The organism is Chitinophaga qingshengii, assembly GCF_014529935.1.
Classification (GTDB): domain Bacteria; phylum Bacteroidota; class Bacteroidia; order Chitinophagales; family Chitinophagaceae; genus Chitinophaga; species Chitinophaga qingshengii.
Genome location: NZ_JACVFC010000001.1, coordinates 2826869 through 2845602, shown reverse-complemented (window position 1 = coordinate 2845602; position 18734 = coordinate 2826869). Strand labels below are relative to the sequence as shown.

General features: G+C 47.9%; 14 protein-coding genes. 3 read left to right on the top strand and 11 right to left on the bottom strand.

Annotation, left to right across the window (positions count from 1 at the left end; translation table 11 throughout):
- Positions 1-3 precede the first annotated feature (3 nt).
- The 6 genes from ICL07_RS10875 to ICL07_RS10850 form a co-directional block, all read right to left on the bottom strand.
- The gene (locus ICL07_RS10875; RefSeq protein WP_188087925.1) at positions 4-447 is read right to left on the bottom strand and encodes a DUF5991 domain-containing protein; all 444 of its coding nucleotides are present in this window, start codon (positions 445-447) and stop codon (positions 4-6) included.
- Positions 437-3604, bottom strand: a complete 3168-nt coding sequence (locus ICL07_RS10870) for a peptidoglycan DD-metalloendopeptidase family protein (RefSeq protein WP_188087924.1) — start codon at positions 3602-3604, stop codon at positions 437-439. The genes ICL07_RS10875 and ICL07_RS10870 overlap by 11 nt, the downstream gene beginning before the upstream one ends.
- 1 nt (position 3605) lies before the next feature.
- Positions 3606-5390, bottom strand: a complete 1785-nt coding sequence (locus ICL07_RS10865; RefSeq protein WP_188087923.1) for a type VI secretion system Vgr family protein — start codon at positions 5388-5390, stop codon at positions 3606-3608.
- 40 nt (positions 5391-5430) lie between these two features.
- Positions 5431-5823, bottom strand: a complete 393-nt coding sequence (gene tssD / locus ICL07_RS10860) for a type VI secretion system tube protein TssD (RefSeq protein ID WP_188087922.1) — start codon at positions 5821-5823, stop codon at positions 5431-5433.
- 444 nt (positions 5824-6267) lie between these two features.
- Positions 6268-6630 carry a DUF983 domain-containing protein gene (locus ICL07_RS10855; RefSeq protein WP_281389573.1) on the bottom strand — a complete coding sequence of 121 codons (363 nt, stop codon included), beginning with the start codon at positions 6628-6630 and terminating at the stop codon, positions 6268-6270.
- A gap of 115 nt (positions 6631-6745) precedes the next feature.
- Positions 6746-8524: an ABC transporter ATP-binding protein gene (locus ICL07_RS10850; RefSeq protein WP_188087920.1), complete on the bottom strand. Its 1779-nt coding sequence runs from the start codon at positions 8522-8524 to the stop codon at positions 6746-6748.
- Positions 8525-8678: 154 nt separating this feature from the next.
- Here ICL07_RS10850 and ICL07_RS10845 point away from each other — a divergent pair, with 154 nt between their 5' ends.
- On the top strand, positions 8679-10805 hold the full coding sequence (locus ICL07_RS10845; RefSeq protein WP_188087919.1) for an elongation factor G: 2127 nt from the start codon (positions 8679-8681) through the stop codon (positions 10803-10805).
- A 31-nt stretch (positions 10806-10836) separates the two neighbouring features.
- On the opposite strand, the gene ICL07_RS10840 is transcribed toward ICL07_RS10845, so the two are convergent.
- Positions 10837-12366: a YifB family Mg chelatase-like AAA ATPase gene (locus tag ICL07_RS10840; protein WP_188087918.1), complete on the bottom strand. Its 1530-nt coding sequence runs from the start codon at positions 12364-12366 to the stop codon at positions 10837-10839.
- Between the two features lie 133 nt (positions 12367-12499).
- Between ICL07_RS10840 and ICL07_RS10835 the strand changes: the two genes are divergently transcribed.
- Positions 12500-13675, top strand: coding sequence for an FAD-dependent monooxygenase (locus ICL07_RS10835; protein ID WP_188087917.1), 1176 nt, complete (start codon positions 12500-12502; stop codon positions 13673-13675).
- 21 nt (positions 13676-13696) lie between these two features.
- Here the strand turns inward: ICL07_RS10835 and ICL07_RS10830 are convergent, their stop codons facing one another.
- From ICL07_RS10830 to ubiE, 4 genes are all read right to left on the bottom strand, one after another.
- Positions 13697-15025 (bottom strand): MutS-related protein, encoded by a 1329-nt coding sequence (locus ICL07_RS10830; protein WP_188087916.1) that lies wholly within the window; start codon positions 15023-15025, stop codon positions 13697-13699.
- Between the two features lie 157 nt (positions 15026-15182).
- On the bottom strand, positions 15183-16589 hold the full coding sequence (locus ICL07_RS10825; RefSeq protein ID WP_246485004.1) for a dihydroorotase: 1407 nt from the start codon (positions 16587-16589) through the stop codon (positions 15183-15185).
- Entirely contained in the window at positions 16561-17262 is a 702-nt protein-coding gene (porT, locus tag ICL07_RS10820) for a type IX secretion/gliding motility protein PorT/SprT (RefSeq protein ID WP_188087915.1), read from the bottom strand. The genes ICL07_RS10825 and porT overlap by 29 nt, the downstream gene beginning before the upstream one ends.
- Positions 17235-17981, bottom strand: coding sequence for a bifunctional demethylmenaquinone methyltransferase/2-methoxy-6-polyprenyl-1,4-benzoquinol methylase UbiE (gene ubiE / locus ICL07_RS10815; RefSeq protein WP_188087914.1), 747 nt, complete (start codon positions 17979-17981; stop codon positions 17235-17237). The genes porT and ubiE overlap by 28 nt, the downstream gene beginning before the upstream one ends.
- Positions 17982-18008: 27 nt before the next feature.
- Between ubiE and yihA the strand changes: the two genes are divergently transcribed.
- On the top strand, positions 18009-18665 hold the full coding sequence (yihA, locus tag ICL07_RS10810) for a ribosome biogenesis GTP-binding protein YihA/YsxC (protein ID WP_281389488.1): 657 nt from the start codon (positions 18009-18011) through the stop codon (positions 18663-18665).
- The last annotated feature ends 69 nt before the right edge of the window (positions 18666-18734 follow it).

Here is an 18734-nt window from a genome sequence, read left to right as displayed (position 1 = left end):
AAGCTATTGAATTTTTTCGCTTTCAGGGGTATGTTTTAAGAGATAGGTTTGTGTCCTATCCTCAAGAATGGCAGATGAAACAATATAATAGCTAGTGTCTTTTTTGAAAATTTTAAAGAGGGGAACATTATTGTCTCTGTGTCTATCTATTCCATCGAGGTCATAACAATAGTATCCCAAAAGAGTATCCCCATTGGTTCGAAGTGTACATTTGTTGTGAAATGTATACTGTATACCGTCGGCAGTGAAGAGACAACTATCATTTGCGATATCAATTTCATAAAGAGTGGCGACATCTAACCCATTCATGGTTTCTCCGCGTGAAGCACTGAGCTCATAATGCCCACTCCATGGTTGGAGAACTTTTCCGCTTGAAGTTTCACTACACCCTTGGGTAACCAGTTTTAAAATAACCAAGGCCAGAGCGGGCATGTTTTTATTTAGCATATTGATTATTTTTTGAGGGATTAATAATTTCATCTTTGTTGAGCTCACTGATGACTTCCAGTGGATTTAACCGCCCTTCAAATCCTCGGCCTACAGGATCTTCGGTGCGTATTTCGAAATGAAGGTGCTCTTGATCCTGTCTCATTCCGGCTGCGTTTCCCGTCTTTCCTGTATGTCCGATAATTGTTCCCATATTTACAGTGCTTCCAACTTCCATCAATGATTTGGTTTGTAGATGAGCATAAAAAAAATAGTAACTATTGTTTTCGTAAGTCCCATTTAGTACTACTACATTTCCATAAGAATAGGAGTAATAAGATGATACTATAGTCCCCTCAACACATGCATATACGGGTGTGCCCACTGGAGCGTAAAAATCTAACCCTTGATGTTTCCCGCTTTTTCTTCCTTCAATCATACCATATCTACTCCTACGGGGATCCCAGCTATCATACCATCCTCTGAGTTGCAAGTTGTCTGTGGGATGATGCCATTTGGAATTTTGAGAGGGGAAATTTGAAGACGAAAAAGGACAGTCTAAAGCGCATCCGTTTTTATAGTTTAATCCCTCAGCATACTTCTTGTGTATGATTATACTAACCTCTTTTTTAGTAATTTTGTCGTCATTGTTTGTATCAAGCCCTCGGTTTTTAGCGTACCATTGTTTCCTTATTCTTACATCTAGTTCTCTACTGAATACTATATATTCGTCATCTTTTCCCACTCCTTCCGGTTTTAGTATAGTCATATAAAAATCCTGAAGTGAATTAAGTCTTCCTTTGAATTCTCGTAGATAGTGATAAACATATTCCAACTGCTCAATCGCCGACATACAAGCTAATTTCTTTTTAGTAGCTCCCAGATTCCATAGGTCGTTCATCTGATCAATCCCCGTCTGCGTAAACTGCACCAACCCCACCGCATGCCGCTCCAACAATCCTTCCGTCAATTCTTCCACTGCTGGTGTATTCTTCGCTTTATATCCACTCAGCAAATGTGGTAAAAACGAACCCCCTGTTTCAAACGCCATACATGTCATCAGGTGGTTGGGATCTGCCTGTAGCCGTTTTGCGATGTCGATCACTTTTTTCCGGAAGGCGCAACTCACTTTGCTGCCCCATACCAATGACTGACACGCGGGCGGATCTTCTGAAACGGAAACCCGTTCTATTATCGTGCTGGAGCGTACTTTAAAAGAGGCCGGGAGCTGAAGTTGCTGGCCGGGATATACGAATAACTGTCGTGAATATACGGTGTTATATCCCGGTAATTCTATCAACGCATATACCAGGCTGATCTCTGATAAGGATTCCAGTGAAATAGGTTGCAGTATGGTGCCTGCTTTGTCCACGATAGCCTCATGCCTGCTGATGACAATATCTTTTTCCAGTAGCGGATGTATTTCGGAATTCGGATAAGGTGTCAGCGGATGTAACAGCGGAGGGGAGCCACGGCGGCGCAGTAGCGTGATCTGTAGCCGTTGGTTGGTAAGGTTGGCGGCATGTACTTTGACCGCTATTTTCTGATGATGATCAGTATTGAAATATCTCCGTTGATCCTGATGATCGGTAAAGTAAATCTCCACAATGCGTGGTTGATAATGCAACAGTAGCTGCGGACTGTCCTGCTGTTCGAGCGGCATATTGTCCACCGGTTTGATACGAAAGGAAATAGCTATTTGCTGGTTGTTCCACCCTGGCCGGAGTTGTTGCCGCAAACTGTTAACAGACAGTGGCCGGAATACTTTTGTTTGAGTAACAGATTGCTGTGGCAGCAACTGTATCAGCGTTTTGTGAAATGCCTGCCGGGCGTATATTTCCAGCTGCACCTTCTTTTCTTCGAGACCGGCATGTTCAAAGTACATACACACATCCTGGTCATAGCCAGCCTGACGGATAACCACCCCATTAGGGGTCGTCCATCGGGCGGTAATGACAGCTGCATTTTTCACTTCAAAATGCAGTATGCCTTCCTGTTGTATGTTGTAGAGGTAGGCGTACAAGGTATAATGTCCGCAGTGGGTGAACAGGTGCCGGAAGGTTGTTTCTCCGATGCAGTGGCTGCTTTCAGGGCCTGTGAGTTTCCAGTGTAATTTAAATTGTTCCCGTTCGTTAAGATCGGGAAAGGTAGTCGTGATACTGAAAGTGGTAATGTTACCGTTAACAGGCGTGCGGTCGGGGCTGATACTGCATACCTGGTTCCGGGAGATGGTAACAGACTGTTGCCATGCCTGTTTGGCATTGGTAGCCCGGATTACATAACGGCCGGGTTGTTCAAACGTATGCTGTATATGTGAACCGGCCTCCGAAAGAGGATGATGATTGCCTTCTTCATCGATTTCTTCCCAGGTAAAAATATCGGCGGGTTCAGCATCTGCTACGGTGAAGCTGATTCGCTGACCTGGCCTGGCGTGGCGTTGTGAGCAGATAATACCGGTAGGCGTTACCTGTATCTTCAGGGATAACATGATCGTCGCATCTTCTCCGCCGAAAATGCGCAGCGTATATTGTCCATCATCCATGAAACGATGATGGAAGGTATCATCACCTGAACACGCAGCTACTTCAGTACCCTGATCATTTTGCAGCGACCAGTATATCAGGTCGACATCACTTTTGTCTGGTGGCCGGTCAAATACAGCCTCCCAGGAGGCATGGCGTAGTTGCCGTATTTTTTCAGGTCCTGTAATGCTAACCAGGTGCGGTGTGTTTTCCGGAAAGTTAATCGCTGAGCGGTCCGCCGGCGGCTGATTATCGGGACTATATATTCCGGGTGAATCGGCATTGCCACCGGGCAATTGTCCGTGCGTTAGGAAATGTATCCGGCCGCCTCTGGAGAGGCATTGGGCGGTAGCGTTGTCTGGTAGCGGACAGGCGCCGTTGGCCAGGATGATCCGTTGCTGATCGCCGGGTATTTGCCATAGCAGCTGCGGTATGCATGGTTCGGGTTTGCCGCTGGCCAGGCAGCTGCTGAAATGCAGCGCACGTTGATCATTATCATGATTGGTGACGACCGGGCGGTCCATACCGCTGCTGCTGTGAATATAAAACCGGTGATGAGACACCACCTTCATTGCAGTGGGGGCCGCGGTCTTATCGCAGCTGCAAAGAGCGCCTTCACATACCAGGTATCTGGCTGGGCTACAAGGATGTATCATATCAGGACAGTTTTATTTTTTCAACACTGTTAAGAACGATGCTGCCGGACGACATCAACGTCAGGTCTTCCTTGATGCTGTTGAGCAGCATGTTTTCGGCTTGTTCTTCCAGCTTGCGCGAGCTGCGGGTAAAGCTCTCCTGCGCCTGCTGGATAATGTGGTTCGCCAATACCGTGGTATGACTGCCGGCATATTGACTGATATTTTCTCCGGCTCCCTGTGTGAGATTGCCGCCTGCCTGCATATCCAGTTGATCGGTCGCTTCTATGCTGATATGATGAGCTTTAAGATGTAGTTGTCCGGGAGAAGCAATGGTAATGTTTCCGCGATGGGTGTCCAGCCGGATCATGTTGCCGTTGCGGTCATGAATCTGTAGTTGTTCTGCACCACTGCTGTCATCCAGTTGAATAGTATGACCGCTGCGTGTTTTAATAATTTTCAGGTTATTACCGGCATCGCTGAATTTCGTACTGGCTTTACCGTTATAAGCGGTGCCTACGGCAAAAGGCATCTCCGGATTATCGCCTTCAAAATCAATCCATACTTCTTCACCTTTCTCCGGCATGAAATGAAATCCTTTACCGGCGCCGCCATGCGGGGCTATCAGGCGTATCCACGGCGAGCTACCCTGTTGCTGCCAGTGATACCGTATCCGGATACGGCCCATGCCTTCGGGGTCGTGGTTATCGGTAACGATGGCGCTCTGTGCCTCACAGCGGGGCATGGCGCCGGTATGCCCCGATGGTATGCAACAGTCGGTGGGTGTGCAGATGAATTGATTATAGTAAGCGCCGTCTCCCTGGCAATAATGGTCAATGTGCGTAACGGTAAAGGTGCCTTCCAGGTCTGGGGAAGAAAGGGAGGCGGCGGCTTCAATGATATCCCCGATACGGATGCCGGGGTTTTCACTTCTGCCGGTAAGTTGCACGGAGGCTGCCAGTTGTCGTTTTTCATGTAGTTGCGCCTGTAAGGCAATACCGGCCAGCTGTTGTGAAGAAGTTTTGTCATAACCCTCCTCCTGATATAGTTCACGGCTGGCTCGCCGGGTGCTCGCCGCAAGTGGCCCTGTTCCCGTTATGCCTGTTGTGGAGGCGTCGCTGCTGACAGCGGTTCCTGCCTGATAATCATAGCAGGTGAAGCGCCGGTTACCGGATGTTAGTTGCAGTTGTATATCGAAATATACCAGCTCTCCCGGATGCGACAGGATGATTTTAGCAGGGGCATAGGCCCCAAAAATCAATTGCTGGCCATTATAAAAGCACCATTCACCGAAACGCGCCGCCAGCCGCTGCAAAAATGCAAAGTTGCTTTCGCGGTACTGGACAAGGTAGGCATGCGTCGCGGTATTGCCGGGAGCTATCTTTATATCGGCATGGGCGGCTGCGGCTTTCAGGCAATGCCGGGCAATATGTGCCAGTGTCTGGGCTTCATATACCCGTAACTGTGGTTCTCCATCCAGCACAATACCAGGATCGGTTCCTTTCACAATACAAAAGCCCTGTGTAGCGTCCCCTTTTTTACCGGTATGAATGGCGGTCACCAATCCTTTAAAGTGCAGGATGCCTGTCCGTGAAGGCGCGGCGGCTGCTATTTGTACCCATACTTCTTTTCCCAGTAAATCCTGCCCGTTGCCGGAAATATCCGGCCATAAAATGCTCAGCCATCCCGGGTCAATATGTATCTCAAAAGTATGATGTCCGTCTATCCGCTGTTGTAATTGCAGCGCCTGAAAATGAGGAAACGTTTTTCCATCTATGGTGATGCGGGTGATCGTGTTTAAGGGCATAAACAATCATTTTTTGGGTTAACAGTAATGTATATACGAATCAGGAAAGCGGCCATGGATTATGGTAAACGCTTTGGTTTAAAGCCAGTTCCCGCGCGGATAATTTTAACCTTATCTGCATGGGATGATGACCGGTGGCATCAAAATGTTCGCCATACCGGACACAATAAGCATCGGTAAACCGTAACTCTTTCATCCGCGACAGGACATCCCGTCGCCAAAAAGTAATCGTGCCGCTTTTAGTCCCGGTATTGGCAATCATCCAGTCAAATAACTGGCTGTTACCATCGGACTCGATAACAATACGGATAATGCCCCCTCGGGGCCGGTGGGAAGGTTTGCCGGTTTCGTCCGTTGCCTGTGAAAAGGTAAAATGACATTCCAGCACATTCATACTTGATCCTTCCAGTAACAGGGTTGCTTTAAAAGACATATAAATGCTGATTTATTGGTGAATAAACAACAAGTATATAAGATGAAGACTGGTAGCGGGGTTGATAGGATTTTCCGAAAGAAATGAGGCAGCTGCACAAACAGTTCTGATCATGAAAACAATAAATCATTCCTGTTCATACTGAAGTTACAAATATTCTCTTTACAGATCATTTTCAGCGACGTTTTTTTTCGGTTCATCGCAGAAGATTTACCATTTATATAAAATTCTGGCATTTATGTTATCGGATTTTGTAGATTCGCCTTGCTTTTTTAGATGTGTGAGTGATCTCCCGCCTTGTAGGCTAAGCAGTTTTCCCTCTGGTTATTTTTTTACTATTTGGTTTTTGCTGGTAAAGATTTTCTGACCACCATTGGTTCAGATTTTGGTTGAAAAAGAAAGGGGCTGTTTTCACAGCCCCATATTTTTTTATAATTTTTTTGTCTAGTGATGATGTGGTTGCTCAGGTGCTTTTAGCCCGGCGGTACTATCGTCGTAATACACAAAGAAATACAGGTAAATCACCCGGGAAATTCGCATCAGCCAGGGTTGTATGAGTACCAGCAATACGCCGTTCACGCCCAGCCAGATAAAAATACTGTTATCCCTCCATGTAATGCCGAAAAATAGGGCATACCAGATCAGGTTAAACACACTAAACGCCACCGATAGTGCATAACTCACATAGCCTGTCCCAAACCAGAAGCCTGTCTCTAACTCGTACTTCTGACCGCATACCGGACAATTATCGTACATGTTGAAGATCTTCGAAAACTTAAGATGAAAAGGATTTTTGTCTCTAAACATATCTCCTCTCCGGCATTTGGGACATTTCATCGTTAACAGGCTGACGAAATAGTTCGGGCGTTTGTGTTCCATAATTTTTGCGCTGATTCAATGCAAAAATAAGTTTTTTAATTCACTAGACGGTCTCAAGCTTGCGCTCGCCTATCTGCTGACGCCACATGGCATAGTATAAACCCTTCTCTGCCAGCAGCTCTTCATGCCTTCCTGTTTCTACAATATGCCCTTTTTCCAGCACGTAAATACGGTCGGCATGCATAATGGTGCTCAACCGGTGGGCAATCATCACGGTAATATGCTGCTTGCTGGCGGTTACCTGCCGCACCGTTTTGGTGATCTCCTCTTCGGTAATGGAATCCAGCGCGGATGTAGCCTCGTCAAATACCAGCAAACGGGGCTTACGCAGCAATGCCCTGGCAATGGATAACCGCTGTTTTTCCCCTCCGGAGATTTTAATGCCCCCTTCGCCAATAACGGTTTCCAGTCCTTTGTCGGCCCTCGCCAGCAGTGAATAACACGCCGCTTTGTTCAATGCTTCCATGACTTCTGCATCGGAAGCGCCCGGATTCACAAACAACAGGTTCTCCCGGATAGTACCGGCAAACAGCTGGGTGTCCTGGGTTACAAAGCCTACCTGGTGCCGCAGGTCGTCCATATCTGCTTCATTGGCATCTACGCCGTTGTAAAGAATATGTCCTTCATTGGGCTTGTAGAGCCCTACCAGCAGCTTCACCAGCGTAGTCTTACCGGAGCCGGATGGCCCTACAAAGGCAATCGTTTCCCCTACTTCTACGGAGAAATTCACCTTGTCCAACGCCTTGGTGGCGGCTGTCAGGTGCTTAAACCCTACCTGGCGGAAGGTCAGTTCGTCAATATGATTGATCTTCACCGGATGGGCAGGGGTCTCTTCTACCGGGGTATTCAAAATACTCTCGAAATTCAGCAGCGATACCTGGGCCTCCCTGTAATTCAGGATGATATTACCCAACTCCTGCAATGGGCCGAAAATGAAGAAGGAATACAATTGCAATGTCATCAGCTGGCCGATAGATACATAATCCCGGTAAATGTAAAACAACAGCAAAAACAGGATGCTCTGTCGCATCAGGTTCACAAAGGTGCCCTGTACGAAACTGATACTGCGGATGCTGCGTACTTTCTTCAACTCCAGCATCAATATCTTGATGGTGGTGCTGTTCAGCCGCCGGATCTCCTGTTGGGTAAGCCCCAGGCTCTTTACCAGCTCAATATTACGCAGCGATTCGGTGGTGGAACCGGCCAGTGCGGTGGTCTCTTTTACAATGGTTTTCTGTATCACCTTGATTTTGCGGCTTAATAAGCTCATCAATACGGCGAGCAGCACACAACCGATCAGATACACAAAAGGAAGTGTCCAGTGTACCATGGCGGCATATACCATCACAAACACCACCCCGATCATGGATACAAACAATACGTTCACAAAAGAGGTGATAAACTTCTCACAGTCTGTTCTTACTTTTTGTAAGATGGCCAGCGTTTCACCGCTACGCTGATCTTCAAACTGCTGGTAAGGCAGACGCAGGGAGTGTTTCAGCCCGTCGGTATATACCTGGGCGCCAAACTTCTGGACAATTACATTCACAAAATAATCCTGGAAAGCCTTGGCGATCCTGGAGACCATCGCCACGCCCACGGCGGCGGCAATCAACCATAATACGCCGGCCAGATATTGCCCCTCGGGCCGGAAAACCTGCGCCCCTTTTACGCTACTATGCGGATGGGACGCAAAACGGTCAATAATCCACCCGAATATCATCGGGTCCAACAGGGAAAAAAGCTGGTTAATACTCGCCAGCGCCATAGCCAATACTACGAGCCATTTATATTTCTTCAGATAATGCAGCAATAGTTTCATAATACGTTCTTTATCAGGTGCACAAAGTTACTGCATGTTGCAACATATTACAGGTAATCAAAAGGTCATTTTTTGGCCAAAAATCAGTAACTTAATAGTAGTAGCTCTTTGTTTGGCAACGGTGATAATCGATTACCTGATTAAATCTCCACATATGAAGACGTATGATGAAAAACATGTCAAAAACATCGTACTGTTGGGCGCCCCCAAAAGCGGCAAAACCACCCTCTCCGAAACAATGCTGTTTGAAGCCGGTATCATCAGCAAGCGCGGAACAGTAGAAGAAAAAAATACCATCTCAGATTACCACGATATAGAGCACGAACGCGGTAACTCTGTCTATGCCACCACCATGCACTCCGAATGGAAAGACTACAAAATCAACATCATAGACACACCTGGCCTGGAAGACTTTATTGGTGAAGTAATTGCCGCTATCCGCGTATGCGATACGGCGGTATTGCTGCTCAATGCCCAATACGGCGTAGAGGTAGGCACGGAACTGATCTGGGATTACGTGGACAAATACCGTAAACCCACTATCCTCGCTGTCAACCAGCTGGATACGGAACAAGCCAATTTCAACAAAACGGTGGAGGAAGCTACCCGTATCCTCGGTAATGCTGTCACCATTATGCAGTACCCGGTCAACCAGGGCCCCGGTTTCAACGCTATCATCGATCTCCTGAAAATGACCCTCTACCGCTTCCCGGAAAACGGCGGTAAACCGGAAAAACTACCCATCCCCGACAGCGAAATAGAAAGGGCCAACACCCTCCACAACGAGCTGGTGGAAAAAGCGGCGGAAAACGATGATACCCTCATGGAACAATACTTTGAAAAAGGCAGCCTCGATGAAGATGAACTGCGCCAGGGTATCAAAATAGGTATGCTCAAACACCAGGTTTTCCCGGTCTTCTGCCTGTCGGCAAAAAACGATATGGGCAGTGGCCGCCTCATGGGCTTTATCGACAACGTAGCCCCCGCCGCAGGCGAAATGCCCCCGGAAATGACTACCGATGGCAGGGAAGTTCCCTGCGACCCCGCCGGCCCTCCCTGCCTGTTTATATTCAAAACACTGCAGGAGCCGCACATCGGACGATTATCTTTCTTTAAGGTGATGTCCGGCGAAATAAAACCAGGTATGGAGCTGGTCAATGAGGAAGCCAGCACATCCGAACGCATCAGCCAGTTATTCATCGCCGACGGGAAAAACCGCAATAACGTAGACAGTCTCAAAGCCGGCGATATTGGCTGTACAATCAAACTGAAAAATACCTTCACCAACCACTCCCTCTCCGAAAAAAATAAACCCATCAACATAGCCCCTATACAGTTCCCCTCCCCTAAAGTCCGCGTTGCCATAGAAGCTACCAACAAAGGTGATGATGAAAAACTCAGTGAAGTGCTGGCGGAGCTGCATATGGAAGACCCTACGCTGCTGGTGGAGTTTAACCGGGAACTGAAACAGGTCATCCTCCACGGCCAGGGCGATCTTCACCTGCTGGTCACCAAATGGCGCCTGGAAAATATCTACAAAATGCAGGTGGCCTACCATTCGGCTAAAATCCCTTACCGGGAAACGATCCGTAAACCTGCCCTGGCTTCCTATCGCCATAAAAAACAATCCGGCGGCGCAGGCCAGTTCGGGGAAGTATATATGAAAATTGAACCCTGGTATGAAGGGATGCCTCCCCTGAAGGAATACTCCGTCCGCGAAACGGAGGAAGTGCCACTGCAATGGGGCGGTAAACTGGTGTTTAATAACTGCATCGTAGGCGGCGCTATCGATAACCGCTTTCTCCCGTCCATCCTAAAAGGGGTGATGGAAAAAATGCAGGAGGGACCACTCACCGGATCTTATGTCCGCGACATACGGGTAAGTATATACGATGGAAAAATGCACCCGGTAGACAGTAATGATATCTCTTTTAAAATAGCCGGTATGATGGCTTTCCGCGAAGCTTTCCACCAGGCGGCGCCGCAGCTGCTCGAACCGGTGTTCGATGTGGAAGCTACGGCCCCCGATACCATGATGGGCGATATCATGAGCGAACTGCAAAGCCGCAGAAGCGTGATAACGGGCATGGATACACTGAATGGATACCAGGTGATCAAGGCCCGCACGCCGCAAGCTGAGCTGGATAAGCTGTTTGCCGCGCTGCGAAACGTTACGCAAGGCAAGGCTAAATTCCACGCCGAGTTTGCGGAATACGCGCCCGTTCCACCGGAAATCCAGAAAAAACTAAGCGATGACTACCAGAAGGAGGAAGTAGTATAAACCAACGAACTGTAATCAATTCGTAATTGATCTACATCCACCCTTCTCTGTCAAGGCTTCTGTACTGGATAGCTTCCGCCATATGCGCCACTTCTATGCTTTGGCACTGCGCCAGATCGGCAATGGTACGGCTCACCTTCAGTATACGGTCGTACGCACGGGCCGATAGTTTTAATTGCTGAATCGCATTTTTCAGCAACTGCCGGCAGTTGTCATTAAGACTGCAATACCGCTTCAGCTGCTGACTACCCACCTGTGCATTGCAATAAATCCCCGGTAATGCTGCATATCGTTCGGCTTGTATAGCTCTTGCTGCCATCACGCGTTCACGGATATACGTACTTTTTTCTTCTTCCCGGTTGCCGGTCAAATCACTGAAGGATACGGGCGTTACTTCTACGTGCAGGTCTATACGGTCCAGCAGCGGACCGGATACGCGGTTGAGGTACTTTTGCACCATCGCTGGCGTGCAGGAACAATCCTTGTCCGGATGGTTAAAATAGCCGCAAGGGCAGGGGTTCATGGAAGCGAGCAACATAAACCCGGCGGGGAAGTCAACCGCAGAACGGGCCCGGGAGATAGTCACCCTGCGTTCTTCCAGCGGCTGCCGCATCACCTCCAGCACCTGTCGTTTGAATTCCGGCAGCTCATCAAGAAATAAAACCCCGTTGTGCGCCAGGGAAATCTCTCCCGGTTGCGGATAACTGCCACCGCCTACCAGCGCGGTATCGCTGATAGTATGATGAGGAGACCGGAAAGGCCGCTTCAGTACCAGCGAGGCATGCTGTGGCAGCTTACCGGCCACGGAATAGATTTTGGTGGTCTCCAGCGCTTCTGCTAACGTCAACGGCGGCAGTATCGTGGGAAATCGTTGGGCCAGCATGGTTTTACCGGCTCCCGGCGGTCCTATCAGGATGGCGTTGTGCCCGCCGGCAGCGGCTATTTCCAGTGCCCGTTTGATATTATACTGCCCTTTTACATCGCTGAAATCCAGGTCAAAATTGCCTTGCAGCTGCGTGGGAGGCGTTGATGCAATGGGCGTCAGGCTCTCCGGCTGATGGAAAAACTGCAACACTTCTGATAAGTGAGTAACGCCATACACTTCCAGCGGAGCTACCATGGCGGCTTCGTGAGCATTGACCGTGGGTAGTATAAATCCCCGGAAACCTTCCTGCTGTGCCTGTATGGCTATGGACAAAGCGCCGCGTATGGGCAGCAGACTGCCGTCGAGCGACAATTCTCCCATCAACAGGTAGCGGTCAAAACTGTCGGCGGGTATCTTCCCGGATGCGCCCAGTATACCAATGGCAATGGGTAAGTCATAAGCTGCGCCAGCCTTGCGGATGGCGGCAGGTGCCATGTTCACCACCGTCCGGGTACGTGGCATCCGGAACCCCAGGTGACTGATGGCCGACTCAATCCGGCGCTCACTTTCTTTGACGGCGCTATCCGGCAGCCCCACCATGTAAAAACGGGTCCCCTGGGATGATACATTCACTTCTATGGTAATGGTAATGGCATCTACGCCGTAAATGGCGCTGCCGAAGGTTTTAACAATCATATGGCGTTGGGTTAACAGCTACTAATATAAGAAAAAGACTTCTACCGGCACATTCGGGGTGTTTACCGGTTTCCCGGGTTGGTTTAGCCTTAAATCCGTTGCCGGGAGTAACAAAGGCTAATACTTTTACAGCATGAAAACTACTACTGTATTGATATCAGGCGCCAGCATCGCTGGCCCGGCGCTGGCCTTCTGGCTGCACAAATTCGGTTTCGATGTTACTATCGTGGAACATGCACCGGCTATCAGGCCAGGTGGATATGCGGTAGATTTCCGCGGAGCGGTAATACCCGTCATCGAACAAATGGGATTAATGGATGAACTCCGCCGCTTTGAAACCAGGGCTGGCAAAATAAGGATGGTGGATGCCAACAACCGCACTATCGCCCGTTTCCCGGATGGCTTTACCAGCGGGGAACTGGAAATTCTTCGCGGAGATTTGGCGAAGGTGTTGTTTGAAGCGACCCAACATAAGATCAATTATATTTTTAATGATTCTATTACAGCATTGTCACAGGATGAAACAGGGATAAATGTTACATTCCGCAATGGCCGGCCGGCACGATATGACCTTGTCTTCGGAGCTGATGGAATACACTCTAAAGTACGTGCAGTCGCCTTTGGAGAGGAAAATAAATTCCTGTCTCATCTGGGACTATACATTTCCGTTTTTACCATACCGAACTTCATGCAGCTGGGTATGGATGGACTATACTATGGCTCACTAGGCAAAAGGGTGGGCATCTTTGGCGCCAATGAAGGTAAAGAGGCCAGGGCTTCTTTTTATTTTACCTCAGATCTCTTACGATATGATTACCGGGATGAGGAACAACAAAAAATGATCATCCGGAAAAGGTTTGAACGGGAGCGCTGGCAGGTACCACAACTACTGGAATTTATGGATACCGCACCCGATTTTTATTTCGATTCTATCAGCCAGATTAAGATGGACCGCTGGTCCAATGGACGGGTAGCCCTCGTGGGAGATGCGGCGCACTGCGCGTCACCGATGGCTGGTATGGGTACGAGCATGGCGTTTTTAGGCGCTTATGTACTGGCTGGTGAACTGCATGAAGCGAACGGCAATTACGCCATTGCTTTTGAGAATTATGAAAGAATCATGCGGCCTTTTGTAAAGCGCTGTCAGGGCCTCGCTACAGGAGTAGATTGGTTTGTGCCGGGTACGCGCTTTAAACAGTGGATGAGTCAACAATTCTGGAAAGTGTTGCCTTATACTCCCTGGAAAAATATGATGATTGAAATGCCACTGAAAATTGCAAATTCTATTTCCCCCAAAGTATATGCGTAGCCCTGGGTATATGCGTCACCGTTAGTGTATCTGATTCAGCAGGTCTAACACCTTTTCCCGCTTGAGAATCAGGTATCCTATTTTCTCTTTGGCAATACCATCTTTCAACAGATAGGTAAAATGCAGGTCATCCTCTATTACTTCTGATTCAAAATACTTAAACAGAATACTGGACTCCTGGCGTAGTTCTTCTGCTACTTCATACAAGTGGGTAGATAGAATAAAAAGGCAGTTGGAACTACGCAGCAGTCCCCGGATAACCGCCAGGGAACAGTTTTTGGCGTCTTCTACGTTGGTGCCTTTAAACATCTCGTCAATCAATACCAGCCAGTTTTGACCATTATTGATTTGTATGATGGTATTTTTAATACGCTGTACTTCGCTGTAGAAATAACTTTCTCCTTTGAAGATATTGTCCTGTACCTGGATATTGCTGACAATACCATGGAAGAAACTCATCTCCATCTTTTTCGCGGGCACGCCCATGCCTATATGTGCCATAAATACAGCGATACCAACGGCTCTGATGAAGGTGGTTTTACCGGCCATGTTGGCGCCGGTGAGGAACATAAAGTGATTGTTCTCATCGAGTGTTACATCATAGGCTACCGGCTCCTGCAGGATGATATGATATAGCTGCTGAGCTTTAATAGCGGGCCGCTTGCTATCGGTAATGACAGGAAACTGCAGCTGGTAGTGTTTCATAGCTTTAGCCATGGCATAGAAGGCATCCAGTTGATGATAAAGGACCACCAGTTCTTCTACCACTTTTTTGTGTCTTCTGCGGATATAATTATCATACCGCAGAATCTCCACATAGTTCATTTTACCGGCGGCATCTATTTCCAGTATATCGCTGAACTCCTTTTTGTGCAACAGGTGTTGGGCCCTGTCAAGCAGTACTTTCAATATTTTGGGGGCATGATCGGAATTAAATACATCTACAAAGGTGCGGAAGCCTCGCAGCAGGTTCACCAGCTGGGTAAATGAAAATTTGATGTAGCCAAAGTCAGGTGCATACAGTGTTTTGTTGATAATAGCCTGCAGTCGCAAGGCTATTCCTTCTGTGTTGGAAATGGGTTCTATCTGCGCTTCCATGTAATTTTCCACCACCACTATCGTTCCATTGGAGATAATGGAAGGCCAGCTGTCTTCCAGCTCCAGTATATATTGCAGGGCTTTCTGCCGTTGCTGGATCGCGTGAATGTCCTGTAAAGGCGTGCTGAAAAGCTGGCGCAGATAATCTCTTCCGCCTGCAGTGGTCGTAAAATCCAACCGGTGAAATAAAGAATACTCTTCGTCCCGGTTGAAGATGGAAAGGTCATAATAGGAAGTTTTGTCCAGCTGCATGCAATATTATTTTGGTTAATATATAGGGGAAGATGCAATCATCAGGATTTTCCATACCAGTTTAAAAATTTAGCTATTGAGAGATTTAAATATTTACCCCAAGGATGCAAGACATCAAAAGATAAGCCAGGCATCCTTGACATAAATATCTAAATAATTAAATCTCAAAAAGAAGGCGTTGGCCTTTCTGTGATTCGTTGAACTGGCCATTGGCGTAAGCAAGGTGACCACTTACAAAGGTATGCGTGATGGCAGCAGGGAAGGTATGGCCTTCAAACGGGCTCCAGCCGCATTTATAGTAGATATTTTCTTTGGCAACAGGTGTTTTGTCCTGCATATCCACAATCACACAGTCGGCATAATAGCCTTCCCGCAGGAAACCTCTTTCTTTAATACGGAAGCAGATAGCGGGCGCATGGCTCATTTTCTCTGCTACTTTTTCTATGCTGAGTGCTCCTTTTTTTACGTACTCCAGCATCAGCAACAGGCTGTGTTGTACCAGCGGTACGCCGGACGGGGCCTGCATATAAGGCTGCTGTTTTTCTGTCCAGGTATGCGGCGCATGATCGGTGGCAATGATGTCCAGTCGGTCATCCAGGAGGCCCTGCCACAGTGCGGCTTTGTTCTCCGGCGCTTTGATGGCGGGATTACATTTGATCAGGTTACTGTACAGTGCATAATCATCGGAAGTAAAGTGCAGGTGATGCACACATACTTCGGCGGTGATGCGTTTTTGCGCCAGGGGCATCATGTTGGTGAACAGTTGTAATTCCTTGGCGGTAGAGATGTGCAGGATATGCAGCCGGGCATCGTGTTTTTTAGCAAACTGCACGGCAGTCCAGGACGACTCGAAACAGGCTTCCACATTGCGGATCAGTGGATGGTCCGCTGCGGTGAGATGATCGCCTTTTTCCTGCTTAAAGGTTTCCATATTGGCGCGGATGATCTTCTCATCTTCGCAGTGGGTGGCGATCAACAGTTCGGTTTCGGAGAATATTTTTTCCAGTGTCAGGAAATTATCTACCAGCATATTACCGGTGGATGATCCCATGAATATTTTTACACCGCAAACACGGTCTTTTTTAGCGTTGGTTTTCAGTACTTCTTCGGTGTTATCGTTGGATACGCCCATGAAGAAGGAGTAGTTGGCCAGGGAATGCTGACGGCCGATGTCGTATTTATCTTCCAGCAGTTCCTGTGTAAGGGCGGCAGGCTTGGTATTGGGCATCTCCATGAAGCTGGTGGTGCCGCCGGCTACGGCAGCGCGGGCCTCGGTATAGATGGTGGCTTTTTCGGTAAGCCCCGGTTCCCGGAAATGCACCTGGTCGTCGATGACACCGGGCAGGAGGTATTTGCCTTCACCGTTGATTTCTTCGTAATTGCCGCTCACAGTGAGGTTCGGACCCATTTTAGCGATGCGGCCGTCTTTAATCCATACGTCCTGTACGGTGGTCTTGCCTTCATTGACCACAGCGATATTCCTGATGAGATATTGTTGCATGGTTACAAAGATAGTCCCAATGAAGGAGAAATGTTTATCCTTCCAGGTGGATGGAGAAGACAATCATCCTGGACTGTAGTTTATCGATCACATTGGCATAACGCAGGTTGGGATCTTTTACCAGTACATTGCCAAAACCATTGCTGATTTTAAATTCAGGAGAGAAAATAAAGCTCTCGAAATAAAATTCAAAGCCAGCGCCGGCTTCATAACCGTAATCGCTTTTCTGTATTTTGATCAGGTTCTCCGCCCTGCGGGCACGGGCGTTGGAAGCGAGGTCGTAATCGTATTTGAGACCGCCGATCACATATACCCGCATGTTACCAATACGGTCTGATTTAAATTTCAGCTGTAAAGGAAAGGAAAGCAGGATGGATTCTATCTTTTTTTCGGTATTCTCCGGTTTGGGATAGGTATCGCGGTAATACAGGTTCTTGGATGCAAAAAGCAGCTGGGGGTTGAATCGAAGGTCAAAATGCTCCGACAGGCGGGCATTGGCCAGCAAACCCAGGTTAAAACCCATTGTTTTCAGCGGCTCTGCGATCATCACAGAATCGGTGGCCAGGAAGGCGGTAGAATGGCTGAGCTTGAAAAACGACTGGTTGGCGGCCAGTGTGATGCCGAAATAATAGGGTTTTGCATCATGGTCTATCATATTCAGGTTGGTTTGTGCTGTTGCCGGCAGCACAAACAACGTCAACAGGGATATCAGCGCGTAGCGCAGTAGATAGAACATATGCCGAAAGTGAGCGTTTTGCATGTAACGGCCGGGAATCCTGTGTTAAGTAATATGGTTCGCATTTCTTCGCCCTGAGGGAACGCTTTCACAGATTCTGGCAGATAACTATAGGCTGCTTTACTTTTCGCCACAAATTTCCCGATCAGCGGAACGATTAATCGAAAATACGAATTATATAATTGTTTAATGGGAAAAACTGTCGGGTTCGAAAATTCGAGAATCACCAGTTTTCCGCCTGGTTTCAGCACCCGGCGCATTTCGGCCAACCCTTTTTCCAGGTTTTCAAAATTCCGGACGCCAAAGGCTACTGTTATGGCATCAAACGTCTCGTCCGCGAAACTTATTGTCTCACTATCGCCCAGTTGCAGGCTGATTTTATGTTCCAGCCCCAGTTTTTTGATTTTTTCCCGCCCATGGGACAACATCCCCTCGGAGATATCGATGCCGGTAATGCTCTCCGGATGCAGCCTTTTTTCGGCCATGACGGCAAAATCACCGGTGCCGGTGGCTACGTCCAGCATTTTTTTAGGTTGCAGACTTTTCAGGTATTTCAGGGCTTTCCGGCGCCAGATCACATCAATGCCCAGCGACATAAAATGGTTAAGGAAGTCATATCGGTAAGCAATATCATCAAACATGGAGGCTATCTGCTCCTTCTTGCTTAATTTTGACCCTTCAAAGGGAACGATCTTCTGAACATTGGTATTCGCTGACATGGCCGCAAAGTTAAGTCATCTGAAGGAATGCAAACAGGAAGAAACGGGATTTTTAATGAACAACGTATTACCATCATGATTATTAAATCTGCAGAATATCTGATCAGCAGCCCCGATTGGGAGAAATGCCCCACGCCAAATATGCCGGAATATGCTTTCATCGGCCGGTCCAACGTGGGAAAGTCTTCCCTGATCAACATACTGGCCAACAATGAAAAGCTGGCGAAAACATCCGGTACACCCGGGAAAACGGTGATGATCAACCATTTTCAGGTCAATAAAGAGTGGTACCTGGTCGATTTGCCGGGATATGGCTTCGCTAAAAGAAGTATGTCCCAGCGCAAACAGTGGGAAAAAATGATCGAGGATTACCTGCGGAAACGCACTAACCTGGTCACGATCTTCGTTCTGATTGACAGCCGTCATAGCCCTCAGAAACTCGATATTGATTTTGTTAATCAGTTGGGCGAGTGGAATGTGCCTTTCAGCCTGGTATTCACCAAGGCGGATAAAAGCACGCAGGCGGAAGTGAGCCGCAACGTAAAAGCATTCCTGGCAAAAATGCGGGAAACCTGGGAGTTCCTGCCTCCGCATTTTGTCACTTCTACCGTGAAAAAAACAGGCCGTGATGCCATCCTGGGCTATATCGAGGAACTGAACGCACAGTTCAGGGCTATCGCCTGATCAAAAAAATAAATACAGTATCCCAGCCTGACGTTTATGCCATAACGTTAGGCTTTTTTTATGCGCTGA